Origin of the sequence: Alloalcanivorax marinus, from assembly GCF_016785095.1 — a bacterium.
Taxonomy (GTDB): Bacteria; Pseudomonadota; Gammaproteobacteria; order Pseudomonadales; family Alcanivoracaceae; genus Alloalcanivorax; species Alloalcanivorax marinus_A.
Genome location: NZ_JAEKJB010000008.1, coordinates 511,043 through 535,737, shown reverse-complemented (window position 1 = coordinate 535,737; position 24,695 = coordinate 511,043). Strand labels below are relative to the sequence as shown.

Below are 24,695 nucleotides of genomic sequence, written 5' to 3'. Positions count from 1 at the left end.
CCGGTGCACCTTTGCACGGGGTTGAAGCTAGCGAGCCCGGGCCGGCCTGTCAAGGGCGCTGCCGTGGGGCAGGGTCATGGCCGGGGGTTGGCCAGGCGCGCCGGCGGCGGGTAATCTGCCGATCGTCGCGATCACCGCAACCAGGAGATAACGCATGGGTCGTTGGCGCCCGAAAGGCAAACCCGCCTCCAAGTACATCACGCCGGCAGGGTACCGGAAGCTCAACGAGGAACTGCAACGCCTCTGGAAGGAGGAGCGCCCGCCGATCACAAAATCGGTGCAGGAAGCCGCCGCCCAGGGCGACCGTTCCGAAAACGCCGAGTATATTTATGGCAAGAAGCAGCTCCGCGAGATCGACCGGCGCATCCGCTTTCTCAGCAAGCGCCTGGACGGCATGACGGTGGTGGATCGTCCGCCGGAGGACCCCGGGAAGGTGTTTTTCGGTGCCTGGGTGGAGCTTGAAAACGACGACGGCGAGACGGAGACCTACCGGCTGGTGGGGCCGGACGAGGCGGTTGGCGGCGAGGGGCTGATCAGCATCGACGCGCCCCTGGCCCGTGCCTTGCTCGGCAAGCGGGTGGACGATGAGGCCCGGGTTCGAACGCCCACCGGGGAACGCTGTCTGTATATCAATCGCATCTGGTATGACCACCCATGAGTAACAATCGAGTCTGGTTCTTCATTCGTAAATCCCTGTTGGGCGGTCTGGTGATCCTGCTGCCCATCTCGATCGTCGCGTTCTTCTTCAAGTGGATCTACGAAGCGGTCACCAGCCTGATCGCGCCGTTCACCGCCCTGGTGGTGCGCGGCTTCGGCCTGCCCAAGTTCGCCGCCGACTGGGTGGTGGTGACGGTGCTGGTGGTGTTCTGCTTCCTGGTCGGCACCCTGGTGGCCACCCGCCTGGGCGGCTGGATCTGGCAGCGGCTGGAAGAGAGGGGCATGGCTCATGTCCCCGGCTACCGGACGGTGAAGGAAGTGATCGTGCAGCTGTTCGGTGGCAGTCAGGACAGCCTGATGCGTGGCGAGGTGGCGCGGGTGTGGCTGTACGGGCGTCAGGTGTCGGTGACGGTGCTGGGGCTGATTACTTCCCGGCATGACGACGGCACCCTGTCGGTGTTCGTGCCCACCGGGCCCAACCCCACCTCCGGGTTCATCTACCACGTGGATGAAAATCTGGTGGAGCGCCGACCGGACATTGGCGTGGAGCAGATGATGAAGACCGTGGTGGCCTGTGGCGCTGGCAGCGCCGCCCTGCTCAAGCGCGGCGAGGCCGTGGAGCGGGATAATCGCGACTGAAGCGGAACGCCGCCCGGTCGCTCCTACGGCGTTCTTCTGGACAGTAGGAGCGACCGGGCGGCGTTCCGCTTCAGTCGCGATACCAGAAGCCGGCGCCGCGACACGGTAGGGGCGGCCGGGCGGCGTTCCGCTTCAGTCGCGATCCAGGTCAGAGCGACGCTTCCGCCTCTTCCAGCTTCTCCATGGCCTCCAGCAGCGCCATTTCCAGCTCTTCGTGGCGGTTTTTCAGTTCGCCCTGGCGGGCCAGCAACTGGTTCAGTTCGTCCTTGCGGCCGGCATCGGTATAGAGCGTTTCGTCGCCGAGCCGGCTTTCCACCTCGGCCAGGGCCTGGCTTTCCCGGTCCAGGGCCTTCTCCAGTTTCTCCATGTCCTTTTTCAGCGGCCGCAACTGCTCGCGCCGTTTGGCGGCGTCCTGGCGCCGCTGGCGGGCATCGTCGCGACCGCCGGCGGGTTCCGCCGGGCGCCGGGCGGCCTGGGCATCGCGGCGGGACTGCTGTAACCAGCGTGCATAGTCGTCCAGGTCACCGTCGAAGGGCCGCACGGTCCCCTCGGCCACCAGTTGGAATTCATCCACGGTGGTTTCCAGCAGATGACGGTCGTGGGACACCAGCACCACCGCCCCTTCGAATTCCTGCAGGGCCAGGGTGAGGGCCTCGCGCATCTCCAGATCGAGATGGTTGGCCGGTTCGTCGAGCAGCAGCAAGGCCGGCTTCTGGTGCACGATCAGCGCCAGCGCCAGGCGTGCTTTCTCGCCGCCGGAGAACCGGCCCACCGGCTCGAACACGTCATCGCCATGGAAGCCGAAGGCGCCCAGTTCGTTGCGTACCTGCTGCTCCGTCCATTTCGGGTGGGCCCGGTTGATCAACTGGTAGGGCGTGTCGTCGGCGGCCAGCCGGTCCACCTGTTGCTGATGGAAGTAGCCCACGGTGAGATCCGGGTCCCGCTCCAGATGCCCGGCCAGGGCTGTAAGCTCACCCACCAGGGTGCGGATCAGCGTGGACTTGCCGGCGCCGTTGGGGCCGAGCAGGCCGATGCGCGACTCCGGTCGCAGGCTGAGGGTCACGCCGGCCAGAATCGGTGTGCCCGGGTAGCCGCAGGTGGCGTCGTCCAGGGTGACCATGGGGTTGGGCAGCCGGTCCGGCTTGAGGAAACCGAAACTGAAGCCGGAGTCCACGTGGGCCGGCCCGATACGCTCCAGTTTCTCCAGCGCCTTGACCCGGCTCTGCGCCTGCTTGGCCTTGGTGGCCTTGGCCTTGAAGCGGTCGATGAACTTCTGCAGGTGGGCGATCTGGACCTGCTGCTTCTCATGCATTTTCTGCTGCAGAGCAAGCTGCTCGGCGCGCTGGCGCTCGAAGTCCGAATAGGTGCCGCTGTAACGTTTCAGCCGGCCCTTTTCGATGTGCAGGATCTCTTTGACGGTGGCGTCCAGGAAGGCGCGGTCATGGGAAATCAGCATCAGCGCGCCGGGGTGCTGGATGAGCCACTGCTGGAGCCAGAGAATGGCATCCAGATCCAGGTGGTTGGTGGGCTCGTCGAGCAGCATCAAATCGGCGTCGCTGATCAACACCTGGGCCAGGTTCAGACGCATGCGCCAGCCACCGGAGAAGGCGCTCACCGGCTGCCGTTGCCGCGGTTCGGAAAAGCCCAGGCCGGCCAGCAGAGCGGCGGCGCGGGCCGGTTGCTCCCAGGCGCGCAGGGTGTCGAGGTCGGCGTGGGCGGCGGCCAGCCCGGCGTTGTCGCCGCGCGCCTGGGCGTCGGCCAGGGCGGCCTCGGCGCGGCGCAGTCCGTGATGGCCGTCGAGCACGTACTCCAGCGCCGGTTGCTCCAGTGCCGGTACTTCCTGGGCCATCATCGCCAGGCGCCAGTCCGCCGGGAGATTGAGTTCGCCGCCGTCCGGCTCCAGCTCGCCCATGATCAGCTTGAACAGGGAGCTTTTGCCGCTGCCGTTCTTGCCCACCAGGCCGACACGGGCGCCCTTGTGCAGCACGAAGCCGGCGTCCTCGAGCAGCAACTCGGAACCACGGCGCAGATTAATGTGTTCCAGGGACAGCATGGTATAAGGGGCCTCGGAGGTCGGCGGTCGAGACCGGCGCAGTGTATGGCAAGCGCCGGCGTAACAGAAGGGGACCCTATGGAGAACAACGCCACGTTATGGCGATTCGCCCTGCGCCTTTGGCGCGACAAGCGGGTCGAGAAGCTGTGCCTGCGCCTGCAGGATGAATACGGCGTGCCAGTGGCGGTGCTGCTGGTGGCGCTGTGGCTGGCGGAGGCCCGACGGCGGCCGGATGCCGCTCTGGGCCGCCGGCTGGTGGCCCGGGCTGAACAGTTCGAGGAGAACTACCTGCGACCGCTGCGGGCGGTGCGGCGGCGCGCCGCCGACCAGGGCGCTGGCCTGGTGGAGCTCAAGCGCCAGATTCAGGAGGCGGAACTGGAGGGTGAGCGGCTGCTGCTGGCCCGGCTCGGCGAGTTGGCGCAAACCCAGCCCGGCGACGAGTCGGTGTCCGCCCTCGGCTGGTTGCTGGTGGTGGTGCCGGAAGTGGGCCAGTGCCAGGGTTTGCAGGTGTTGCTGGAGGAGCTGGCGTCGGTCAGCGAAAACCTGGCAGTGAACGGATGAGATGGCGCTGTACTTCCAGCCACTCGCCGATCAGCCGCCAATGATGCTGGTCGGTGTCGGTGCGCGGGCCGGCGGCCTGATCGAGCATGCTCAGCCCGTCCGCCATGGTCTGCACGTACTGCTGGGTATCGCGTAGCGTGACCAGATAGGGAATCTTCAGGCTGGTGAGAAACTGACGCAGCGCTTCGTACATGCGCGTGCGGGTGCGTGCCCGGTTGGCGATCACCGCCAGCCGTCGCGGGCGGCGCCGGTAGCTGGGCGAGAGCATCACGTTCTGCACGAAGCGGGTGGTGGCGCGAATATCAATGGGGCTGGGCAGCACCGGAATCAGCACCACCTGGGCCACGCGCAGCACATGATCCAGGGTATGGCGGTCCATGCCCGCCGGCGAATCCACCACCACCACATCGCGGGCACGCTGCAACTGGTCCTGAAGGCGCCCCAGCGAGACCGGCTCGTCCGCTGGCCAGCCCAGCGCCTCCACGCGCGGGTCCTGGCGCAGGCGCACCCACTGGGTGGCGGATTGCTGCGGGTCCAGATCAAGCAGCGTGACCGCCTGCCCGGCATGGGCGAAGTAGGCCGCCAGATTGGTGGCCAGCGTGGTCTTGCCGCAGCCCCCCTTGCTGTTGGCCACCAGAACCACCAGCCGGCGCTCGTCCTGGCGGGCGACCCGACGAGCCACCGGCGGGGCCACGGACGGGTCCGTGCTGTTGTTCGGCATAATGATTTCCCCTCCGGCCACACTATACCCGCAATCCGTGTTTTGACAGTAGCGGTGGGACAGGCACAATGAGGCGCGCTTGGCGGGCCGTCCGGCGCCGCCAGGGGAACCAACCGGGGGGGAACGCGGTCATGCGTTATCCAGTCACATTATTCATGTTGGGCGGTGTCTTCGTGATCGCGTCCTTCACCGTGCCCCTGGGGCACGGCGAGCCGCTGCTGGACTGGCAGCGGATGCGGGATCACTGGTCACAGCCCGATCAGTGGCTGACATCCTCGCGCCTTCTTGATGGTGGCGGCGCGGGGCGAGAGGTCTATCGCTGGCGCGATGCCACGGGAAACTGGCAGTATGGCCAGATTCCACCGCCGGGCGTGGACGTGCAGACCGTTGAAGTGGAGGCGCCGACCATCATTAGCGCTCAGGATATGCGCGGCGAGGGAGCAACGGCGCAGGGAAAATAAACGTAAGCCAATGGAGGCAGAATGAAGAAGATTGCAATCGTGCTCGCCGGCAGCATCCTGCTGGCGGCCTGTGGTGGAAACGACGATAAGAGCAGTGACGTTGAGCTGAAGACCGAGGACCAGAAAGCGTCCTATGCCCTGGGTTACCGCAGCGCCGAGCAAATGAGCGCCATGGAGAACCTGGATCTGGAAGCGATGATCGCCGGTCTGCGCGACGGCTTCAGCGAGGAGCCGGAATCACGCCTCGGTGACGAGGACCTGGACCAGCTGATCCGCGACTACCAGACCCGCATGATGGAAGCGCGTCAGAAGAAGCAGGAAGAGCAGGCACAGAAAAACCTGGAGGAATCCAAGGCTTTCCTCGAGGAGAACGCCAAGAAGGATGGTGTCGAAACCACCGACAGCGGTCTGCAGTACGAAGTACTGAAGTCCGGTGAGGAAGGCGCCGAGTCCCCGACCCTGGAAGACACCGTGGAAGTGCACTACAAGGGCTCCCTGGTCGACGGCACCGTGTTTGACAGCTCCATCGAGCGTGACAAGCCGGCGGTGTTCGGCCTCAAGCACATCATCCCCGGTTGGCAGGAAGCTCTGCCGATGATGAAGGTGGGTGACAAATGGAAGCTGTTCCTGCCGCCGGAGCTGGGCTATGGCGAGCAGGGCGCCGGTGGCGACATCGGTCCCAACCAGGTGCTGATCTTCGAAGTGGAACTGCTGGATGTGAAGAAGCAGGGCAACGAAGACGCCGGCGCCGAGGCCGCCACCGAGTAATTTCGGCGTGCCCCGATCGTATTGAAAAAGGCCACCTCCGGGTGGCCTTTTTCGTACCCGGCCATCATCGGGTGCCGATAGGAGCGGCTTCAGCCGCGATTCCGTGCCGCTGGCCGGCTTTCAGTGCCGCAGGGCGTGGCGGCGCGGCGCCTGGTGAACGCTGAGAATCAACTGATCTTCCAGGGCGAAGCGTTCCTCCAGCGCCAGGGTCAGCCGGTCCAGCCGTTCCGGCAACTGCTCCAGCAGCCCCAGGCAGTGATCGTCGGTGTCGAAGTCCTCGTTGAAGGCCAGGGCCTCCTCGGTGGACAGGTCCAGGCGCCGCAGAATGTGTTCCGCCAGCGCCGGTGCCGGCGCGTCCCGGTAGCGGCGCGCCTCGCGCACCAGCTCCCGGTAAACCTCGAAGTAGCCGGCGCTGATGTAGTCCATCAGCAACTGGCAGAAATCCCGTACCCGACCCTGGATGGGCGGTGGCTGGTGCTCCTCGAATTCGTTCAGGCCCTGCAGGCCGCACAGCAACACGATCAGTTGCTGGCGCTGTTCCAGCCAGGCACGCACCAACGCTTCGATGCGGCGCCATTGCATCAGGGGGGATGACGCGGACATGGCCATGGCGGTCGCTCCTTGTCCAGATTCCAGATGGGTTTTCGAGGCTAGCCCCGTCGCCGACATGGCGGCAACGGGGTAAATCGGGCGAATACCGATGGTGGCGGGAAAAACGCTGGTGGTTCATAGGGTTGCCGGTAAAGACGGATTCTTCATAAACACCGCTGGTTATATTCCGAACAGCAGGCCGGCAACCCAGGGCCACAGCCAGGGCAGCGCCAGAGCGGTGACCAGGCCGGTCAGTCCCAGGGCCAGACTGGCGAAAGCGCCGGCTTTCTCACCGTATTCGAAAGCCCGGGCGGTGCCGATGGCATGGGCCACCAGGCCCAGGGCGAAACCGCGAATACGATCATCGCGCACCCGCAACAGCCGGAACACCGGGCCGGCCACCAGGGCGCCGACGATGCCGGTGATGGCCACCGCCCCGGCGGCCAGGGCGACGAAACCGTCGGTGCTGCGCACCACCTCCACGGCGATCGGCGTGGTGATCGATTTCGGCGCCAGGGAGCCCACCACCGGCTCCGGGGCGCCCAGCCACCAGGCCAGCAGCACGGCGATGCCGGCGGCCAGGACGGCGCCCACCAGAGTGGTGATCAGCACCGGCTTCCAGACGCTGCGCACGGTGCGCAGTTGCCGGTAGAGTGGCCAGGCCAGCGCCACCGTGGCCGGCCCCAGCAGGAAGGACAAGCCCTGGATCTGCTCGCGATACTCCTCGTAGGACAGCCCCGCCAGGGGCAGCACCACCACCACCGGAATGGAGGCCACCAGAAACGGGTGGAACACCGGCAGGCTGTGGGCCTTGCCGTAAATCCAGGTGGCCACCCGGTAGCTGGCCAGGGTGAGCAGCAGGCCGAACAGGGGGGTGTGCAGCAGATCAGTCATGGTGGTGCTCCCGGGGCATCAGCACCTTGAGCAACAGGGTCACCAGCACCATGGTCACGATGGTGCCGAACACCACCGCCACGGTAAGGGCGAGGGCGTAGTCCTGATAGCGGCTCCATTGCAGCACGATGCCCACGCCCAGCGGGAAGATCAGCAGGCTGATATGGCGGATCAGGGCGCCGGCGGCCTCGGAGACCCGGTCACCGCCGGGCAGATTGAACATCAGTGCCAGCAGCAACAGCACCATGCCCACCACCGGCGCCGGTAATGGCAAGCCGGTGAAGTGGATCACCACCTCACCAAGGAATTGGAACAACAGCAGAATCAGCAGACCATCAAGCACGGTTCAGTCTCCGCGGGCCGGATACACACGGTGGCGCGGGGCCAAACCAAATCGCGGCTGAAGCCGGCTCCTACCGAAGGGGTCGTGTAGGAGCGGCTTCAGCCGCGATTATTATGCTATTGGGTTCAGCCCCGGCGCGGGCGGAACAATTGTATCAGAGCTACGATCAGCACGCCGCCGAACACCACCAGGGACCAGCCCGGGATGGTCAGGCCGAGAAAGCGCCAGCTCACCTCGGCGCATTCCCCGGAGCCCGACAGCACCGTGGCCAGTACTTCCTGGAGCGGGAAGGCGTCGAGCATGTAGTCCAGGGATGGGCCGCAGGAGGGAACCTGATCCGGCGGCAGGCTTTGCAGCCACAGGTGGCGAATGGCGATGGCGCCGCCGCCCAGGGCGGCCAGGCCGGTCAGTATCGCGTAGACGCGCACGCCCACGCCCTTGGGGCCATGCAGGGTGGCGATCAGCAGGATCACCATTACCACGATCAGCGCCACGCGCTGGAAGATGCACAGCGGGCAGGGCTCCAGGCCCTCCACGTGCTGCATATAAAGGGCGCCCAGAAAGGCCGCCAGACAGGCAAGCAAAGTCAGTCCGTAAAGCGCGCGCGGCGCCGGGAGAAGGGTTTTCATGGTGGTTCCGATCCTTTTTTTGAGTCCTTTGCTGACTCAGACGTCGCGGGACGTGGCGGGTTCCCGGCGATCGCGCCAGGCGGCGGCGCCGGCTTCCCAGCCCTGCACCCACCATTCCATCAAGGCCTCGTCGAGGTAGGGGCACTGATTCACGCGTCCGCCGGCCATGCCCCACATGCAGCCGCGGTTATAGGCCTTCTCGAACGGATCCGACGTCGGCTCGAACATTTCCCCCTCCTTGCCCGGAAAGCGCCGGGCGCGCTGGGAACTCCATGATCGAGACTAGCACCGGAGGGCGTGGCCGCCATGGCCACTCGTTAACATTTTTCGACCCTTTATCCGACCGTCAGCCCTGGAAGTAGGCCTCCAGGTATTGTTCGAAGGGGATCTCCGGGCGCGCTTCGCATTCGGCCTGTTCGGCGAGGCTGGTTTGCGCCGCCTGGCGCAGCCGCTGGTCCACCGCCGGGTCCAGATTCTCGCCCAGGAAGTGATCCCGGTGCGCCAGTGCCTGGTTCATGGCGAAGCGGAAGAAGCCCTGGTCGTGGCTTTCCAGGGTGTCCAGGATGCGTCCGGAAGGGGTGGCGTCCGGGGTGCGGATCTTCTCGCGCTGAACCTCCAGGGCGTGGGCGTAGTCGCTACCGCCGTGGCAGCGGTCGAACAGCTCGGCGATGGGGGTCATCTGGTCGAGTTTCTCCAGGCCCCACTGGCGCAGGGTCACCGCCTTGCCCCAGTTGTCCAGCCGCACGCTGGTGTCACGGCCCTGATAGACCACCCGACGCAGGTTTTCCTTGCTGGCGTTCAGGTCGCAGCGCTCCAGTTGCTGTGATTCGCGCAGCAGGCAGTAGGTGGCGAACAGGTCCAGGAAGCGAATGTCCTGCTGATTGATGCCCACCGGCTCGAACGGGTTCAGATCCAGCGCCCGGATCTCGATGTACTCCACGCCACGCCGCTGCAGTGCCAGGGTGGGCCGTTCGCCTTTGTTAATGGCGCGCTTGGGGCGGATCGAGGAGTAGTACTCGTTCTCGATCTGCAGGATGTTGGCGTTGAGCTGCTGGTAATCGCCGTTGGCGTCGAGCACGCCGAGCTGTTCGTAGGCCGGTTCCGGCGTCTTGATGGCGTGGGTCAGGGTGTCCACGTACTCCTGGAGATTGTTGTAGCTGATCGCCAGGGACGACTGGGCGTTGTTCTGGTAACCCAGGTCACTCATGCGCAGGCTGGTGGCGTTGGGCGTGTACAGGCTGTGGTCGAAACGCTCCAGCAGGTGATGCTCTCGGCCGGCCAGGAACGAGGCGCACAGGGCCGGCGAGGCGCCGAACAGGTACACCAGCAGCCAGGAATAACGCTGGAAGTTGCGGGTCAGATCGAAGTAACGCTGGGAAATATGCGCCTGCAGGGGGCGGTCGTCGCCTTCCAGCTCCCGGTTGATGCGCCAGAACTCTTCCGGGAAGGAAAAGTTGTAGTGGATGCCGGCGATGGTCTGCATCTTGCGCCCGTAGCGGTGGCCCAGACCGATACGGTAGATGTGTTTCATGCGGCCCACGTTGGAGCTGCCGTACTCGGCCACCGGCACGTCCTCGTCCTGGCCGATCATGCAGGGCATCGAATTCACCCACAGCAGTTCGTCGCCAATGTGCCGGTAGGTGTAACGGTGCAGCTGTTCGAGGAATTCGATCGGTCGGCGCAGGCAGGTGGTGGGCGGCGTGATGAATTCCAGCAGTGCCTCGGAATAGTCCGTGGTGATGTACGGGTGGGTCAGCGCCGAGCCCAGTTCCCGGGGGTGTGGCGTGCGCGCCAGGGTGCCCTGCTCGGTGATACGCAGACTTTCCTTCTCGATGCCGCGATGAATGTCCGCCAGGGTGGCGGCGGCGTCCGAGTCCAGCAGGGCCTGGATTCGCTGGCTGAGCATGTCGGTCATGGGCCTTTCCATCTGACCGGCGGCGCCGGGGCGCCGCCAGGGGTTGTGGGCGTGATCAGCCTGTATGGTAGGGCCTGTGCGCGGGAATCGCGATCCGCGCGCGGGCCCGGCGGTCAGCCTCGTTTCTTTTGCTGTTCGAAGGCCTTGGCGAACGCCGCTCCCAGGGCCCCCTGGGATTGCGACTGCTGCTGGCCGCCGCGCTGCTTGCCACCGCCGGAGCGCTGGCCACCCTTGCGGTTGCGCGCGTTGCCCGCCGGCGCGCCGGCGGCTGGCTTGTCCTGGTGGCGGTCATCCAGGCGCATGGTCAGGCTGATGCGCTTGCGCGGCATGTCCACCTCCAGCACCTTCACCTTGACGATGTCGCCGGGCTTGACCACGTCGTGGGGGTCTTCCACGAACTTGTCGGCCAGGGCGGAGACATGCACCAGGCCGTCCTGGTGCACGCCGATGTCCACGAAGGCGCCGAAGTTGGTCACGTTGGTCACCGCGCCTTCCAGCATCATGCCCGGCTTCAGGTCGTTCAGGGTTTCCACCCCTTCCTTGAACTCGGCGGCCTTGAACTCCGGGCGCGGGTCGCGGCCCGGCTTTTCCAGTTCGCTCAGAATGTCGGTGACGGTGGGCAGGCCGAAGGTGTCGTCGGTGAACTCCGCCGGTTTCACGGATTTCAGGAACGGTGCGTCGCCGATCAGGTCCTTGAGCGGACGGCCGTGCTTCTCGGCGATCTTCTCCACCACCGGGTAGGCTTCCGGGTGCACGGAGGAGGCGTCCAGCGGATTCTCGCCGTTCATGATGCGCAGGAAGCCGGCGGCCTGCTCGAAGGTCTTGTCGCCCAGGCGCGGCACCTGCTTGAGGGCGTCGCGGTTATTGAAGGCGCCGTTCTTCTCGCGGAAGCTGACGATGTTGCCGGCGATGGTGGCGTTGAGGCCGGCGATGCGCGCCAGCAACGGCGCGCTGGCGGTGTTCACGTCCACGCCCACGGCGTTCACGCAGTCTTCCACCACCGCGTCCAGGGAACGCGACATCTTCACCTGGCTGACGTCGTGCTGGTACTGGCCCACGCCAATCGATTTGGGATCGATCTTCACCAGCTCGGCGAGCGGGTCCTGCAGGCGGCGGGCGATCGACACCGCGCCCCGGAACGACACGTCCAGATCCGGGAATTCCCGCGCCGCCAGTTCCGAGGCGGAGTACACCGAGGCGCCCGCTTCGGAGACCATGATCTTCTGCATCGCCTGCTTGTCGCGCAGGGCCTTGACCAGCTCGCCGGCCAGCTTGTCGGTTTCGCGGCTGGCGGTGCCATTGCCGATGGCGATCAGGTCCACGCCGTGCTTGGTGCACAGCTTGGCCAGGGTCGCCAGGGACTGGTCCCACTGTTTTCTGGGCTGGTGCGGGAAGATGGTGGTGTGTTCCAGCAGCTTGCCGGTGGCGTCCACCACCACCACCTTGACCCCGGTGCGCAGGCCCGGGTCCAGGCCCATGGTGGCCTTGGGGCCCGCCGGGGAGGCCATCAGCAGGCTCTTCAGGTTACGCGCGAACACCTGGATCGCCTCTTCCTCGGCCAGCTCGCGCACCCGGCCCAGCAGCTCGGTTTCCAGGTGGGTGTTGAGCTTGATCTTCCAGGTCCAGCGCATTACCTCGCCCAGCCAGGCATCGGCGGCGCGGCCCTGGTCCTTCCAGTCCGCCACCTGGGTGACCATGGCCACGCAGGGGTGGGGATCGGCGTTTTCCAGTTCCTCGGGCAGCACCATGGACACATGCAGCACGCCCTCGTTACGGCCACGGAACAGGGCCAGGGCGCGGTGGCTGGGAATTGCCTTAAGCGCTTCGCCGTGTTCGAAGTAATCGCGGAACTTGGCGCCTTCCTCTTCCTTACCGTCCGCCACCCGGGCTTGAATGTGGGCCTGGTCCCACAGCCAGGTGCGCAGCCGGGTGAGCAGCTCGGCGTTTTCGGCGAACTCCTCCATGAGGATCTGCTTGGCACCGTCCAGGGCGTCCTTGGCGGTGGCGATCTTGTGTTCCTCGTTGAGGTAGCCGGCGGCCTCGGTCTCCGGGTCCAGGGCGGGGTCCCCGATCAGCGCCCGCGCCAGCGGTTCCAGGCCCGCCTCCCGGGCGATCTGCGCGCGGGTACGGCGTTTCGGCTTGTACGGCAGGTAAAGATCTTCCAGGCGGGTCTTGGTGTCCGCCTGCTTGATCGCCTTCTCCAGCTCCGGGGTCAGCTTATCCTGCTCGGCGATGCTTTTGAGGATGGTGTCGCGCCGTTCCTCCAGCTCGCGGAGGTAGCGCAGCCGCTCCTCCAGGGTGCGCAGCTGGGTGTCGTCGAGACCGCCGGTCACCTCTTTACGGTAACGGGCGATGAAGGGCACGGTGGCGCCTTCGTCGAGCAGGGCCACGGCGGCCGCCACCTGGCGGGGCTGGGCATTGAGTTCCTGGGCGATGATCTGTTCGATGCTTTCCATGGTGGTTCCTGGCTTGCGCGTGGGCACGTTGCATGCGGGCGCTTCGATACGAAACGACCGGAATCATAGGGAATGACTCCGGTCGTTCATAGATTGACTTGACGGGGTGGGGTGTGGTTATCCCAGCACTTTACCGATCATCGCCGCCAGTTCCGCCTCCTGGGGCGGTTTGACGATGTAGCCCACGGCGCCCTGGCGCTCGCCCCAGACTTTGTCGGTCTCCTGGTCCTTGGTGGTTACCAGGACCACGGGAATGTGGTTCAGATCCTCGTCCTTGGCGATCTTGCGGGTGGCCTGGAAGCCGTTCAGCTCCGGCATCACCACGTCCATGAGAATCAGATCCGGTTGTTCCGCCCGCGCTTGCTCGATGCCTTCCATGCCATTGCTGGCGGTCACCGCCTGATGGCCCTGGCTCTCCACCATCTTCACCAGGTTGGTCAGCTGGGTCGGGGAATCATCGACCACGAGTATTTTTGCCATAGTTCGTTCCTCCACGCCGGGCAATGATAGCAAGGGCGCGGGGCCCCGTAACTTGATGAAAATCGGCACAGATTGCCAATTTGCGTCACGGCCTGGAGCGCGGTGCCGGTAATCTTTCTATACAATCCAGGCTTGCCCGGCGCCCCCCGGGCGCGGTACACCAGCCGGGCGGCAAATCCGAGGAACGTCATGAGCGAACAAGTGGAAAAGATACTGGTGGTGGACGACGACGCGCGCCTGCGTGGTCTGCTGCAGCGGTTTCTGGAAGAGCAGGGTTACGCGGTCAAGGCGGTGGCCGACGCCGAGCAGATGGACCGGGCCCTGTCGCGGGAAATCTATTCCCTGATGGTGCTGGACCTGATGTTGCCCGGCGAGGATGGCCTGTCCATCTGCCGCCGTCTGCGTGACGGCGACAATAACCTGCCGATCATCATGCTCACCGCCAAGGGCGACGACGCCGAGCGCATCGAGGGCCTGGACGCCGGCGCCGACGATTACCTGCCGAAGCCGTTCAACCCCAAGGAATTGAGCGCCCGCATCCGCGCCGTGCTGCGTCGTCATGTGCGCGAGGTGCCCGGCGCGCCCAGCAAGGAGGAATCGGTGGTCGGCTTCGGCCCCTGGACCCTGGATCTGGGCAACCGCACCCTGGCCCGCGATGGCGATCCACAACCGCTCACCACCGGCGAATTCGCGGTGCTCAAGGCGCTGGTGCAGAACCAGCGCGAGCCGCTTACCCGCGACAAGCTGATGAGCCTGGCCCGGGGTCGTGAATGGTCCGCCATGGAGCGTTCCATCGATGTCCAGGTGTCACGCCTGCGCCGTCTTCTTGAAGACGATCCGTCCAAGCCGCGCTATATCCAGACCGTGTGGGGCGTGGGCTATGTGTTCGTGCCGGACTGAGCGCTGAGCCGCCGTGGCCAGCCTGCTGCCAAAAACCGCCTTCACCCGGGCGGCGCTGATCGTCGGTCTGGTGATCGGCGTCAGCCAGGGCGTCACGCTCTGGTTTTTCGCCCGTAACGCCTACCTGCCCGGTATCCGTGAATACGCCCGCCTTACCGCTCTGCAGGCGGAATTGGTGTTCCAGCCTGGAGTGGATGCCTCCCTGGGCGAGCGTCTGGGCGAGACCACCGGCATCCTGCCCGGCACGCCGCCGGACGTGCGCACGCCCCAGACCCTGGTGCTCTCCAAACCGGTGGTGGATCGCTTCCGCCAGGAGCTCTCCGAACGCCTGGGCGAGCACGCCACGGTGCGCCTGGAAGACGACCGGCAGCCGGTCCTGTGGGTCACGGCGCCTTCCTTCGAGGGCGGCTGGCTGCGGGTGCCGATGGCGTTCTTCCGCGATTACGACCGCTATTTGCTGCTTGGCTGGGGGGTGACGGTACCGCTGCTGGCGGTGATCGGCGGCCTGCTGATCGCCCGCAGCCTGAACCGGCCGTTGCGCCGGCTGGGCCGGGTGGCGCTCAAGGTGGGGCGCGGCGAAGCGGTGCCGGTGCTCGACGACCGCACCGGCCCTACCGAGATCCAGGCGGTGAACCGGGCTTTCAACCGCATGACCAGCCAGCTCCAACAGGCCCAGCGCGACCGGGCCCTGCTGCTGGCCGGGGTGTCCCACGACCTGCGCACGCCGCTCACCCGGCTGCGCCTGTCGGCGGAATTCCTCGACGATGAGGAAATGTCCCAGGGCATCATCGAGGACATCGAGGACATGGACGCCATTCTCGACCAGTTCATCGCCTTCATCCGCGATGGCGCCGATGAACAGCCGGACTACGAGAACCTCAACAGCCTGATCGACGAGGTGGTGGGCAAGTACCCGGCGGAGAAGCTGCGCATCCACCAGCAGGATCTGCCGCGCCTGATGCTCAAGCGGCTCACCGTCAAGCGCATGCTCTCGAACCTGATCACCAATGCGCTGAAGTATGGCGCGCCGCCGGTGGAAATCGACACCGAGGTGGACGACAACGCCCTGCGGCTGACCGTGCGCGACCACGGCAAGGGCGTGCGCGAGGAAGACATCCCGCTGCTGCTGCAGCCGTTTTCCCGGGGAGAAGTGGCGCGCACCCTGTCCGGCAGTGGCCTCGGGCTGGCCATCGTCAAGCGCATCGTCGATATGCACCACGGCGACATGCGCCTGGACAATCACCCGGACGGTGGCCTGCGGGTGCGCATCCGTTTCCCGCTCACCGGCCAGCTGGTGCAACCGGAGCCGCTCTCCGCCGGCGTGCGTTAAAACCTTTCGCGGCTGAAGCCGCTCCTGCAACGGCGCCGTCGTAGGAGCAGCTTCAGCCGCGATCCGCCGACCTCTTCTCCGCCCGGCGCCCGGCCAGGAAAATCAGGATGCCGCCGATCGCAAGAGCCGCGCCCACCAGCCCGGTGCTGGACCACACCGCGCCCTGATCGATCACCAGCCCGGCCAGCCAGGCGCCCAGGGCGTTGGCCAGGTTGAAGGCGGCGTGGTTGAGCGATGCCGCCATGGTCTGAGCGTCGCCGGCCACGTCCATGAGACGGGTCTGGATCGCCGGCCCCAGGGCGATGCTGGTGCCCACCAGACCCACGAACAGCAGCGCCGGCGCCACCCAGTCGGCGACGAAGAAGAACAGTGTCTGCACCACCAGACACCAGGCCAGAATCAGCGGGATGGCGCGGATCAGGTTCCAGTCCGCCACTCGCGCGCCCACCAGGGTGCCCAGCAGGGTGCCGACACCGAAGATCGCCAGCACCAGCGGACCCAGGGCCTCGGCCATGCCGGCCTGCTGGGTGAGGGTGGGCATCACATAGCTGAACACCGCGAACATGCCGCCGAAACCGACGCTGGCGATGCCCAGGGTGAACAGCACCTGCTGGTTGGCCAGCGCGCCCAGTTCGCGCAGCGGCGAGGCGTCACGGTCGGCGGGCACGAACGGCACGAACAGCCATACCATCAGCGCGGTGGTGGTGGCGATCACCCCCACCGAGGCGAAGGCCACCGGCCAGCCGAACTGATTGCCGGCCCAGGTGCCCAGGGGCGCGCCGAGCAGAATCGCCACGGTCAGCCCCAGCATCACCCGGGCCACCGCCCGGGCGCGCTGATTGCCGGGCACCGCCGCCGCGGCCACCAGGGCGGCGACGCCGAAATAGGCGCCGTGGGGCAGGCCGGCGATAAAGCGCAGGCCCACGAACGACCAGAAGCCCGGCGCCAGGGCGCTGGCCACGTTGCCCAGCGCGAACAGCAGCATCAGACCGATCAGCAGGGTGCGTTTGGGCACCCGCGCCGCCAGGCAGGAGATCAGCGGCGCGCCTACCACCACGCCCAGGGCGTAGCTGCTGATCGCGTAGCCGACCCTCTGCGGGTCCACCGCCAGGTTGTCGGCGATCGGGTTCATCAACCCCATGATCACGAATTCGGTGGTGCCGATGGCGAAGCCGCCCAGGGCCAGGGCCAGTTCGGCGAGACGGGGGTGCGAAGCGACGGCGGGGGTATCCGCGTCGGTGGAAGAAGACATGCGCAAGCTCCGGACCGTGGGTAACGGGGAGAAAAGAGAAGGGGCGATCAGCCCGAAAAGGCGGATTTTCCCAGAAAGGGGTGAACAAACGAAGTGGGTTTTGTCTATCGCCGCCATCCATGGAGGCGAACTCAGCGTTTGCGAATGAATCTCATTTGTGCAAGCATTCCGGGATCGTTTCCCTGGCTGACGCACCCATGACCGTGGCTTCCCACAGCAACGTGCAATCCCTGTACACCGATCACTGCGGGTGGTTGCGGGCCCTGTTGTACCGGCGCCTGGGTTGTCGGGACACCGCCGCGGATCTGTCCCAGGATGTGTTCGTGCGCCTGCTGCTGAAGCCGGCCGGCACCTCGCCCCGGGAGCCCCGGGCGTTTCTGGCGAGCATCGCTCACGGTCTGGTGGTCGATCACCATCGTCGCCGGGCGGTGGAGCAGGCCTGGCGGGAAACGCTGGCGGTGCTGCCGGCGGAGAACCAGCCATCGCCGGAAGAGTATTGGGAAATCGTGGATGCGCTGGCCCGTCTGGATGCGCTGTTGGAGCACCTGCGCCCGCGCGCGCGTACCGTTTTTCTGATGGCCAAGCTCGATGGCCTCACCTACCCGGCCATCGCCGAGCGGCTGTCGGTATCCCTGAGCACCGTGGAAAAGGACATGGCGCTGGCGCTGCGGCACTGTTACCGGGTCCTGATGGGCGGTTGAGCGCCCGATCACCGCCATGAATCGCCACGACGACCTTCCCCCGGCCATCATCGAAGCCGCCATCCACTGGTCGGTGACGATGGCCTCGGGCACCGCCGACGCGGCCCAGCGCCGTGACTACCAGCACTGGCTGGACGCCGACGAACGCCATCGCCGCGCCGCCGAGCGTTTGGGCGCCATCGACGACGAGGTGCGTGGCGCGCGGCGGGCCGGCCTCCCGGTCACCGATACCCTGGATCATCTGCAACGCCGCCGGCGGCGCCGGCGCGGTCTGGGCGGTGGCCTGCTGGTCCTGGTGCTGGTGGCGGTGGGTCTGGTGGGTGGCGATGTATCGCGCCTGAGCCGGGATTATGTCACCGGCACCGGGGAGCAACAGCGCCTGCGTCTGCCCGGCGGCACCCGGGTGGTGCTCAACGCGGATACCGCCCTGGACGTGCTGGCCGGGGAAGGGAGGCCCACCCTGCGGCTGCACGCCGGCGAGATTCTGGTGGATTCCGAAGCCGCCGCCGTGGCGGACAAGCCCCGCGTGGTCACCGATGACGGTCGGCTGGATGCCCTGGGCACCCGTTTCCAGGTGTCCGTGGGCGGCTCGGGCACGGGGCTCACGGTATTGCAGGGCCGGGTCGCGGTGCATGCCGCCGGCGGCGAGCCTCTGGGCGAGGTGCGCCCCGGTCGGGGCTGGCGCCTGGCGGACGGCACGTTGGCGCCGGGCACCACGGGGCTGCGCGCCGGAAGTTGGGAAGACGGCGTGGTGGAGGCCCGGGACGCGCCCCTGGCCGAGGTGCTTAAGGCGCTGGGGCATTATCGCGCCGGCTGGCTTGGCTACGACCAGGCCGTCGCCGGCCTTAAGGTCACCGGTGTGTTCCAGCTCAACGATACCGACGCCGCCCTGGACGCCATCGCCCAGAGCCTGCCGGTGCGCGTGGTGCACCGTACCCGGTGGTGGGTGCGCGTGGAGAAAAAATAATTTACGGGTTCCGGGTGTCTGGTTCGGCATGGAAGTAAAGACACCATCAGGGGACGACCTTCATGCCTATCTCCACTCCTTCCGGCTGGCGGGCCACCTGCCGCCGGCTGTTGCTTCCTGTTTGCCTGGCCGCGCCGCTGGCGCTACCGGTCGCGGTGGCGGCGCAGAGCGCCGTGGACAGCCGCCATGCCACCCATGACTTCGCGATCCCGGCCGGGCCCCTGGCCGATGCACTGGCGAGTCTGGCCCGCCAGGCCGGCCTGACCATGTCGGCGTCGCCGGCGCTGCTGGACGGGCGCCAGGCCTCCGCCGTGCAAGGCCGATATGGCGTTCAGGATGCCCTCGACCGGATGCTCGCCGGCACCGGCCTGCGTTACCGCTTCACCGGCGACAACAGCTTCGTTCTGGAGCCGGCTCCGGCGCCACGGGCGGCGGTGCTTGGCCCGGTAAAGGTGTACGGCGCCAAGACCACCACCCAGCTTGAGGACACCACCGCCAGTGTCGGCGTGGTCACCAGCGAGGAGATCGAGCAGGGCGAGATCGGCAGCTTCCGGGATGCCTTCCGTACCCTGGGCAACGTCATGGATGGCGACTGGCCGGACGCCGGCTTCGTGATCCGGGGCATCAATTCCGAGGGCCTGACACCGGGCGGCGATCCGCTCGCCAGCCTCTATGTGGACGGCGCCCGGCAGACCGTCAACGGCGCCCGGCGCGGTGCCCGGGGGCTGTGGGACGTGGAACAGGTGGAAGTCTATCGCGGCCCGCAGTCCACGCTCACCGGTCGCGCCGCTCTGGCCGGCGCCGTCTACGTGAAAACCAAGGACCCGACCTTCGAGCCGGAATCACGAGTGCGCCTGGCCGGTGGTTCCATGAAGACCCGGGAAGCGGCGGTGATGAACAGCGGCCCGCTGATCGATGACGAGCTGGCGTATCGTTTCTCCGCCGAGTATCACACCAGCGAGAACGACATCCATTACCCCACCTACGAGTCGTTCAAGCGCTACGATGACTTCATCGAGGATGAGTACTATCAACTGCGCGGCAAGCTGCTGTGGCTGCCGGAGGCGCTGCCCGATACCAATGCCCTGCTGAGCTATTCGTTCTCCCATGATTCGCCCTATGTGGACGACATCGGTGGCCCGCAACTGGGCTTCGATTACGATGACCGGCGCGGCGACTTCAACACCCCGGTGTTCGTCGAGGCGCGCGAGGCGGAGACCCACAATCTGTCGCTGGAGATCACCCATGCCCTGGGCGCCGATCTGACCCTGACCTCATTGACCGCCTGGTCGGATACCGACATGGACCGTCCCTCGGTGAACGAGGGCACCGCCGGCGAGACCAACGTGATGCGCGGTGACAGTCAGCAGAGCATCATCAGCCAGGAACTGCGCGCCAACTACGACCGGGATCGCTGGCGCTGGGTGTCCGGCCTGTACGCGGCCCGTGAAGAGGATCGGGGGCGCTACGCGCGGCCGGATTATTTCGGTAATTCCGACGTCAGCCGCACCGGGCGGGATCTGGATAACCTAGCTCTGTTCGGGGAGGCGGGGTATCGCTTCAAGCCGGGCTGGGAGGCGGTGCTGGGGGGGCGCGTCGATTATACCTCGGTGGACGAAAATGCCTTCTTCGCCCGCAATGGCGGCGTGGTCACCGATGATCGCACCTCCCACAGCAACACGGTGTTCCTGCCCAAGATGGCGCTGATCCGTACCCTGGCGCCCATGCACACTCTGGGCTTCACGGTGCAGAAAGGCTATCGCTCCGGTGGTGCCGGCATTCAGCGCAGCAGCAACACCGAGTACCGCTACGACGACGAGCAGACCTGGACCTACGAGCTGTCCTACAAGGGCGTGGCGCTGGACCGGCGCTTGCAGTTGTCCGCCAACCTGTTCTACACCGACTGGAGCGACCAGCAGGTCGGGGTGCTGGCCACCCCCGGGGACTCCACCTCCCGGCGCGTCACCAACGCCGGTGAATCGTCCCTCAAAGGCTTCGAGCTGGAAGGCCGCTACCGGTTCAACCCGCGCTGGTCCGGGTTCGCGTCCATCGGCTATGTGGACACGGAATTCGACGAGTTCGTCGACAACAGCCTGGGCGATCTGAGCGGCCTGCCGTTCCCGGAAGCGCCGGAATGGAACGCTGCCCTGGGCGCTTTCTACCAGCATCCGCGCGGTTTCTTCGCCGGCGCCGATGCCAAGTACGTGTCCCGCTACCTGGCCCGCTTTGGCGCCGACCCGCAGGAATACGTGGATGGTTACACGGTCACCAACGCGCGGCTCGGTCTGCGCGCCGATGGCTGGACCGTGACGCTGTACTCGGAGAACGTGTTCGAGCGTGATTACTACGTCTACAACGACCGCAACACCAGCGGCGACGTGGCCGCGACCCTGGGGCCGCGGCGCGTCACCGCCTTGAGCGTGGAAATGGAGTTCTAGCCGGCCGGCACCAGCGGGATGTTCACCCGCGACGGCATTGCCGGCGTGCTGTACACGGTGAGCGCGCCGAGCAGACCGCGCAGCAGATCCGGAACCGGGCTCAGACCATGGGGCAGGTCGCTGGCGCCGACGCTCACGCGCAGCCTGTGGCCAGCGGGGATCACGGCGCTGGTGGGGAACACCTCCACGTCGGCGCGGAACGGTCGCAGCGGCCGGATTTCCTGGCCACTGCGGGCGGTGAAGGGATGCCAGGGCTGCACCAGCTTGCCATTCATGAAGCGCGAGCGCAGCGGGTCGAACTCGCTCATGGAGGCCATCTGGATGCCGTTGGTGAGTTCCCTGGACAGGCCGTTCGGGTCCACCACGCTGACGCGCACCACCACATTGGTGTCCAGGCCGGTGGTGGAAGCCCAGATCTGACCGCCAATGGGGCCGTTGATGACCATGTCCTCTTCCAGCGGCTCGCTGGTGTAGACCGCCTCCAGCAACTCCGACAGGTTGTTCTGCTCGCTGCAGGGCGGTGTGATCAGGCCCAGCACGCCGGCGGTCCACTGGCTGGCGCTGGCCGAACACAGGCCGTTGAGCGGCGTTTGCAGCAGCGAGGTTTGCGCGCCGTCCGCCCCGGGCGCCTCGCGGTCCAGAGCGCCGAACAGGGGCAGGCCAGGCTGGCCGTGCAAGTAGAACACCTCGGCGCGGGCTTGCGGATGCGGCCAGTCCTTGGCGGTGCGGTAATGTTCCTCACCGGTGTGGTACTGAGTCACCGGCGGGAAGCGTTCGGCGCCGGTGTCCATGCCCTTCAGATAGTGGTCGAACCAGGCCAGGCGGATGTTGGCCAGCGCCGGCACGCCGTCGGCGGGCAGCCCGGCGCCGCTGGAGCCGTCCAGATGTTCCCAGGGGCCGATCAGCAGCTTGCTGTCGGTGCCGTTGTTCTTCAGCGCCTCGTAAATCAGAGGCTCGCCCCGTTGAAAGATGTCGCGCAGCCCACCTACCACGAAGGTCGGCGCCTTGATCCGGTCGATCCGTTCCAGCGGTGAACGGGCCCGCCAGAACTCAGTGTTGTACTTGTGCTCGTCGCCGAGCAGGGCGCCGCCCACCACCGGAACCGGAAACTCGGTGAGGGTGCCGGTAAGGTGGTCGAGCAGCGTTTCCAGATAGTAAAGCGGCTGGTCGTTATCCAGGCCCACCGGCGTGGGCACCAGCCCCAGGCCGGTGACCAGGGCCACCCACAAGGGAATGAAACCGGCGTTGATCTGGCCGCCCTGGAACACGATGTCCCGGTAGGCGTCGCCCATTGGCACGATGGCGAAGATGGCGTCCACGCCGGCCGGGCGCTGGGCGCCGGCGAGCAGGCCGGTGATGCCCATGTAGGAGGCGCCGTTCATGCCCAGGGTGCCGTTGCTCCAGGGTTGGGCATCGATGTAATCGAGCAGTTCGCCGATGTCCTCGTGGTCGGTTTCCCCGAACGCCTGCCAGGTGCCTTCCGAGGCGCCGGTGCCGCGCAGGTCGGCGATGATGTAGGCGTAACCGCGCTTGACCAGATAGGGATCGGCGGCGCCGATCAGTCCCAGTGCCTGGTTGTAGCCGGTAAAGGTGGCCACCACCGGGAAGGGGCCCGGCGCCGGGTTGCCGTCCTCGTCGGCGGGCAGGGTCACCGAGGCGGACAGCCGGATGCCGTCGCGCAGGGTGATCAGCTGTTGCGGCAGGGTGACGGTGTTGGGGTATTCCTCGGGGCGGTCGTAGGGGGCGTCCCAGTCCAGGTTTACCGGCTCCGGTTCTGGTTCTGGCTCCGGTTCCGGTTCCAGGGGGCCGCCCGTGCCGCCGCCGCCGCCGTCATTGCCGCCGGCGTTGGGTGTTTCCACGGTTGATCCGCCCCCGGAGGCGGAGCCCCCTCCGCCGCCGCCACAGGCGGTAAGAACGATTATCAGGGAAGAGAGCAAACAGAAAAACGGCAGGCGTCGACGCGCCGGCGGGGTCAGTAGCATGGTTGGATCTCCGGATATTGTTGGACGTAGAGGAGTGGTCCAGAGGATCGCTCAGGGTAAGCGGGAGAACGGGCCGGTTCTGTTGCGCGGTGGTGCGCAACGGTGAAGAAAAAAGACCTTTTCTTGTCATCGTGTAAAGCATCGCGCGGGTCTGAACGCGGGCCCCGGGCTGGTATGCTGGGTGGCCGAGTTTCGATACGCGCCAGGGCGCGTCCATCCAGCAGGAGAAGTTCATGAGCGAGGACAAACGGCGCCGTTATTCCGCCCCCGTGGTGGATGGCCTGGGCAAGGCGCCCAGCCGTGCCATGCTGCGCGCCACCGGTTTCACCGACGAGGATTTCCAGAAACCCCAGGTCGGTATCGCCTCCACCTGGAGCCGGGTGACGCCCTGTAACATGCACATCGACGGCCTGGCGGACGAGGCCGGCCGAGGCGCCGACGGCGCCGGCGGCAAGAGCGTGATCTTCAACACCATCACCGTGTCCGACGGCATCGCCAATGGCACCGAGGGCATGAAGTATTCGCTGGTGTCCCGGGAAGTGATCGCCGATTCCATTGAGACCGTGGCCGGCTGCGAGGGCTTCGACGGCCTGGTGGCCATCGGTGGCTGCGACAAGAACATGCCCGGCTGCCTGATGGGCCTGGCGCGGCTCAACCGGCCCTCGGTGTTCGTCTACGGTGGCACCATCAAGCCGGGCAAGAACCACACCGATCTGGTGTCCGTGTTCGAGGCGGTGGGCGCCCACGCCAAGGGCGACAAGTCACTGATCGAAGTGAAGCAGGTGGAAGAAGAGGCGATCCCCGGGCCGGGTTCGTGCGGTGGCATGTACACCGCCAACACCATGGCCAGCGCCATTGAGGCCCTGGGCATGAGTCTGCCGGGCAGTTCCGCCCAAAACGCCGAGGACAACGACAAGCTGGAGGACTGCCGCGCCGCCGGCGCCGCCGTGCTGGAATTGCTTGAGCGGGATATCAAGCCCCGCGACATCCTCACCCGGGAAGCGTTCGAGAACGCCATTACCGTGGTCATCGCCCTGGGCGGCTCCACCAACGCCGTGCTGCACCTGCTGGCCCTGGCGCACACCGTGGACGTGCCCCTGTCCCTGGAGGATTTCACGCGCATCGGCCAACGCGTGCCGGTGCTGGCGGACCTGCGCCCCAGCGGCCACTACATGATGAGTGAACTGGTGGCCATCGGCGGTATCCAGCCGTTGATGAAGACCCTGCTCGACGCCGGCCTGCTGCACGGCGGTTGCCTCACCGTCACCGGCAATACTCTGGCGGAAAACCTGGCCACCGTGGCGCCCTATCCGGAACAGCAGGACATCATTCACGCCCTGGACAACCCGATCAAAAAGGACAGCCACCTGCGCATTCTGTACGGCAACCTGGCGCCCACCGGCGCGGTGGCCAAGATCACCGGCAAGGAAGGCACCTTCTTCAAGGGCACCGCCCGGGTGTTCCACTCCGAGGAAGAGGCCACCGACCGCATCATGGACGGCACCGTCACCGCCGGTGACGTGCTGGTAATTCGTTATGAAGGGCCCCGGGGTGGTCCGGGCATGCGGGAAATGCTGACCCCCACCTCGGCGATCATGGGCCGGGGTCTGGGCAACGACGTGGCGCTGATCACCGACGGCCGCTTCTCTGGCGGCAGCCACGGTTTCGTGGTCGGGCACGTGACCCCGGAGGCTCAGGAAGGCGGGCCCATCGCCCTGGTGGAAACCGGCGACGAGATCGTCATCGACGCCGAGGCGGACACCATCACCCTGAACGTGGACGACGCCGAGTTCGAGCGCCGCCGGGCGGCCTGGACCGCGCCGTCGCCGCGCTACACCCGGGGCGTTTTGTCCAAATACGCCAGGACCGTCAGCTCCGCCTCCCTGGGCGCCATCACCGACGGCTGATCCCGGGGTGCCGGGCAGCGTTCCGCTTCAGTCGCGATCCGCGCATGCTG

Annotated in this window: 23 protein-coding genes; 11 read left to right on the top strand and 12 right to left on the bottom strand. The window is 66.4% G+C overall.

Annotated elements, in window-relative coordinates; genetic code table 11:
* Positions 1 to 154: 154 nt before the first annotated feature.
* Positions 155 to 658, top strand: coding sequence for a transcription elongation factor GreB (greB, locus tag JF515_RS09500; RefSeq protein ID WP_203103564.1), 504 nt, complete (start codon positions 155 to 157; stop codon positions 656 to 658).
* On the top strand, positions 655 to 1,296 hold the full coding sequence (locus JF515_RS09495; RefSeq protein ID WP_203103562.1) for a DUF502 domain-containing protein: 642 nt from the start codon (positions 655 to 657) through the stop codon (positions 1,294 to 1,296). Before greB ends, JF515_RS09495 begins: the two co-directional genes overlap by 4 nt.
* Positions 1,297 to 1,444: 148 nt before the next feature.
* On the opposite strand, the gene JF515_RS09490 is transcribed toward JF515_RS09495, so the two are convergent.
* On the bottom strand, positions 1,445 to 3,349 hold the full coding sequence (locus JF515_RS09490; protein WP_203103560.1) for an ATP-binding cassette domain-containing protein: 1,905 nt from the start codon (positions 3,347 to 3,349) through the stop codon (positions 1,445 to 1,447).
* A 78-nt stretch (positions 3,350 to 3,427) separates the two neighbouring features.
* On the opposite strand from JF515_RS09490, the gene JF515_RS09485 reads away from it, so the two are divergent.
* Positions 3,428 to 3,910, top strand: coding sequence for a TIGR02444 family protein (locus tag JF515_RS09485; protein WP_238400950.1), 483 nt, complete (start codon positions 3,428 to 3,430; stop codon positions 3,908 to 3,910).
* Here JF515_RS09485 and JF515_RS09480 read toward each other — a convergent pair.
* Positions 3,882 to 4,631 carry a ParA family protein gene (locus tag JF515_RS09480; RefSeq protein WP_203103556.1) on the bottom strand — a complete coding sequence of 250 codons (750 nt, stop codon included), beginning with the start codon at positions 4,629 to 4,631 and terminating at the stop codon, positions 3,882 to 3,884. The genes JF515_RS09485 and JF515_RS09480 overlap by 29 nt on opposite strands.
* A gap of 131 nt (positions 4,632 to 4,762) precedes the next feature.
* Here JF515_RS09480 and JF515_RS09475 point away from each other — a divergent pair, with 131 nt between their 5' ends.
* Positions 4,763 to 5,092: a DUF4124 domain-containing protein gene (locus JF515_RS09475; RefSeq protein ID WP_203103554.1), complete on the top strand. Its 330-nt coding sequence runs from the start codon at positions 4,763 to 4,765 to the stop codon at positions 5,090 to 5,092.
* A gap of 21 nt (positions 5,093 to 5,113) precedes the next feature.
* The gene (locus JF515_RS09470; RefSeq protein ID WP_203103552.1) at positions 5,114 to 5,860 is read left to right on the top strand and encodes an FKBP-type peptidyl-prolyl cis-trans isomerase; all 747 of its coding nucleotides are present in this window, start codon (positions 5,114 to 5,116) and stop codon (positions 5,858 to 5,860) included.
* Between the two features lie 120 nt (positions 5,861 to 5,980).
* Here JF515_RS09470 and JF515_RS09465 read toward each other — a convergent pair whose 3' ends face one another.
* The 8 genes from JF515_RS09465 to JF515_RS09430 form a co-directional block, all read right to left on the bottom strand.
* Positions 5,981 to 6,463, bottom strand: coding sequence for an Rsd/AlgQ family anti-sigma factor (locus JF515_RS09465; RefSeq protein ID WP_238400949.1), 483 nt, complete (start codon positions 6,461 to 6,463; stop codon positions 5,981 to 5,983).
* A gap of 168 nt (positions 6,464 to 6,631) precedes the next feature.
* Positions 6,632 to 7,345: an LrgB family protein gene (locus tag JF515_RS09460; protein ID WP_203103548.1), complete on the bottom strand. Its 714-nt coding sequence runs from the start codon at positions 7,343 to 7,345 to the stop codon at positions 6,632 to 6,634.
* Complete coding sequence (locus JF515_RS09455) at positions 7,338 to 7,688, bottom strand: CidA/LrgA family protein (protein ID WP_203103546.1); 351 nt, start codon at positions 7,686 to 7,688, stop codon at positions 7,338 to 7,340. The genes JF515_RS09460 and JF515_RS09455 overlap by 8 nt, the downstream gene beginning before the upstream one ends.
* 125 nt (positions 7,689 to 7,813) lie before the next feature.
* Positions 7,814 to 8,317 carry a disulfide bond formation protein B gene (locus JF515_RS09450; protein ID WP_203103544.1) on the bottom strand — a complete coding sequence of 168 codons (504 nt, stop codon included), beginning with the start codon at positions 8,315 to 8,317 and terminating at the stop codon, positions 7,814 to 7,816.
* Positions 8,318 to 8,353: 36 nt separating this feature from the next.
* Positions 8,354 to 8,545: a ribosome modulation factor gene (gene rmf, locus JF515_RS09445; protein WP_203103542.1), complete on the bottom strand. Its 192-nt coding sequence runs from the start codon at positions 8,543 to 8,545 to the stop codon at positions 8,354 to 8,356.
* A 118-nt stretch (positions 8,546 to 8,663) separates the two neighbouring features.
* Entirely contained in the window at positions 8,664 to 10,232 is a 1,569-nt protein-coding gene (gene gshA, locus JF515_RS09440; RefSeq protein ID WP_203103540.1) for a glutamate--cysteine ligase, read from the bottom strand.
* A gap of 113 nt (positions 10,233 to 10,345) precedes the next feature.
* Positions 10,346 to 12,688, bottom strand: coding sequence for a Tex family protein (locus JF515_RS09435; RefSeq protein WP_203103538.1), 2,343 nt, complete (start codon positions 12,686 to 12,688; stop codon positions 10,346 to 10,348).
* A 117-nt stretch (positions 12,689 to 12,805) separates the two neighbouring features.
* Positions 12,806 to 13,168 carry a response regulator gene (locus JF515_RS09430; protein WP_203103536.1) on the bottom strand — a complete coding sequence of 121 codons (363 nt, stop codon included), beginning with the start codon at positions 13,166 to 13,168 and terminating at the stop codon, positions 12,806 to 12,808.
* A gap of 189 nt (positions 13,169 to 13,357) precedes the next feature.
* On the opposite strand from JF515_RS09430, the gene ompR reads away from it, so the two are divergent.
* Together ompR and JF515_RS09420 are read left to right on the top strand one after the other, a co-directional pair.
* Complete coding sequence (ompR, locus tag JF515_RS09425; RefSeq protein ID WP_203103534.1) at positions 13,358 to 14,068, top strand: two-component system response regulator OmpR; 711 nt, start codon at positions 13,358 to 13,360, stop codon at positions 14,066 to 14,068.
* Between the two features lie 13 nt (positions 14,069 to 14,081).
* Positions 14,082 to 15,398, top strand: coding sequence for an ATP-binding protein (locus JF515_RS09420; protein WP_203103524.1), 1,317 nt, complete (start codon positions 14,082 to 14,084; stop codon positions 15,396 to 15,398).
* Positions 15,399 to 15,450: 52 nt separating this feature from the next.
* Here the strand turns inward: JF515_RS09420 and JF515_RS09415 are convergent, their stop codons facing one another.
* The gene (locus JF515_RS09415) at positions 15,451 to 16,650 is read right to left on the bottom strand and encodes an MFS transporter (RefSeq protein ID WP_203103522.1); all 1,200 of its coding nucleotides are present in this window, start codon (positions 16,648 to 16,650) and stop codon (positions 15,451 to 15,453) included.
* Positions 16,651 to 16,847: 197 nt separating this feature from the next.
* Here JF515_RS09415 and JF515_RS09410 point away from each other — a divergent pair, with 197 nt between their 5' ends.
* The 3 genes from JF515_RS09410 to JF515_RS09400 all read left to right on the top strand — a co-directional run bounded on the left by JF515_RS09410 (position 16,848) and on the right by JF515_RS09400 (position 20,756).
* A complete protein-coding gene (locus JF515_RS09410) occupies positions 16,848 to 17,351 on the top strand; it encodes a sigma-70 family RNA polymerase sigma factor (protein WP_203103520.1) in 504 nt (167 codons plus the stop codon).
* Between the two features lie 16 nt (positions 17,352 to 17,367).
* Positions 17,368 to 18,318 carry a FecR family protein gene (locus JF515_RS09405; protein ID WP_203103518.1) on the top strand — a complete coding sequence of 317 codons (951 nt, stop codon included), beginning with the start codon at positions 17,368 to 17,370 and terminating at the stop codon, positions 18,316 to 18,318.
* 62 nt (positions 18,319 to 18,380) lie between these two features.
* Positions 18,381 to 20,756: a TonB-dependent receptor domain-containing protein gene (locus JF515_RS09400; RefSeq protein WP_203103516.1), complete on the top strand. Its 2,376-nt coding sequence runs from the start codon at positions 18,381 to 18,383 to the stop codon at positions 20,754 to 20,756.
* Here JF515_RS09400 and JF515_RS09395 read toward each other — a convergent pair.
* Complete coding sequence (locus JF515_RS09395) at positions 20,753 to 22,615, bottom strand: CocE/NonD family hydrolase (RefSeq protein WP_338015194.1); 1,863 nt, start codon at positions 22,613 to 22,615, stop codon at positions 20,753 to 20,755. The genes JF515_RS09400 and JF515_RS09395 overlap by 4 nt on opposite strands.
* A gap of 356 nt (positions 22,616 to 22,971) precedes the next feature.
* Here JF515_RS09395 and ilvD point away from each other — a divergent pair, with 356 nt between their 5' ends.
* Entirely contained in the window at positions 22,972 to 24,645 is a 1,674-nt protein-coding gene (gene ilvD, locus JF515_RS09390; RefSeq protein ID WP_203103512.1) for a dihydroxy-acid dehydratase, read from the top strand.
* Positions 24,646 to 24,695: the final 50 nt, after the last annotated feature.

What these genes read in the sequence shown, in the direction of transcription:
- greB (WP_203103564.1), top strand. Translation starts at nt 155, where the DNA reads ATGGGTCGTTGGCGCCCGAAAGGCAAACCCGCCTCCAAGTACATCACG.
- ilvD (WP_203103512.1), top strand. Translation starts at nt 22,972, where the DNA reads ATGAGCGAGGACAAACGGCGCCGTTATTCCGCCCCCGTGGTGGATGGC.
- rmf (WP_203103542.1), bottom strand. Translation starts at nt 8,545, where the DNA reads ATGTTCGAGCCGACGTCGGATCCGTTCGAGAAGGCCTATAACCGCGGC.
- JF515_RS09405 (WP_203103518.1), top strand. Translation starts at nt 17,368, where the DNA reads ATGAATCGCCACGACGACCTTCCCCCGGCCATCATCGAAGCCGCCATC.
- JF515_RS09410 (WP_203103520.1), top strand. Translation starts at nt 16,848, where the DNA reads ATGACCGTGGCTTCCCACAGCAACGTGCAATCCCTGTACACCGATCAC.
- JF515_RS09430 (WP_203103536.1), bottom strand. Translation starts at nt 13,168, where the DNA reads ATGGCAAAAATACTCGTGGTCGATGATTCCCCGACCCAGCTGACCAAC.
- JF515_RS09475 (WP_203103554.1), top strand. Translation starts at nt 4,763, where the DNA reads ATGCGTTATCCAGTCACATTATTCATGTTGGGCGGTGTCTTCGTGATC.
- JF515_RS09435 (WP_203103538.1), bottom strand. Translation starts at nt 12,688, where the DNA reads ATGGAAAGCATCGAACAGATCATCGCCCAGGAACTCAATGCCCAGCCC.
- JF515_RS09460 (WP_203103548.1), bottom strand. Translation starts at nt 7,345, where the DNA reads ATGACTGATCTGCTGCACACCCCCCTGTTCGGCCTGCTGCTCACCCTG.
- JF515_RS09465 (WP_238400949.1), bottom strand. Translation starts at nt 6,463, where the DNA reads ATGTCCGCGTCATCCCCCCTGATGCAATGGCGCCGCATCGAAGCGTTG.
- JF515_RS09450 (WP_203103544.1), bottom strand. Translation starts at nt 8,317, where the DNA reads ATGAAAACCCTTCTCCCGGCGCCGCGCGCGCTTTACGGACTGACTTTG.
- gshA (WP_203103540.1), bottom strand. Translation starts at nt 10,232, where the DNA reads ATGACCGACATGCTCAGCCAGCGAATCCAGGCCCTGCTGGACTCGGAC.
- JF515_RS09415 (WP_203103522.1), bottom strand. Translation starts at nt 16,650, where the DNA reads ATGTCTTCTTCCACCGACGCGGATACCCCCGCCGTCGCTTCGCACCCC.
- JF515_RS09480 (WP_203103556.1), bottom strand. Translation starts at nt 4,631, where the DNA reads ATGCCGAACAACAGCACGGACCCGTCCGTGGCCCCGCCGGTGGCTCGT.
- JF515_RS09400 (WP_203103516.1), top strand. Translation starts at nt 18,381, where the DNA reads ATGCCTATCTCCACTCCTTCCGGCTGGCGGGCCACCTGCCGCCGGCTG.
- JF515_RS09490 (WP_203103560.1), bottom strand. Translation starts at nt 3,349, where the DNA reads ATGCTGTCCCTGGAACACATTAATCTGCGCCGTGGTTCCGAGTTGCTG.
- JF515_RS09470 (WP_203103552.1), top strand. Translation starts at nt 5,114, where the DNA reads ATGAAGAAGATTGCAATCGTGCTCGCCGGCAGCATCCTGCTGGCGGCC.
- ompR (WP_203103534.1), top strand. Translation starts at nt 13,358, where the DNA reads ATGAGCGAACAAGTGGAAAAGATACTGGTGGTGGACGACGACGCGCGC.
- JF515_RS09485 (WP_238400950.1), top strand. Translation starts at nt 3,428, where the DNA reads ATGGAGAACAACGCCACGTTATGGCGATTCGCCCTGCGCCTTTGGCGC.
- JF515_RS09495 (WP_203103562.1), top strand. Translation starts at nt 655, where the DNA reads ATGAGTAACAATCGAGTCTGGTTCTTCATTCGTAAATCCCTGTTGGGC.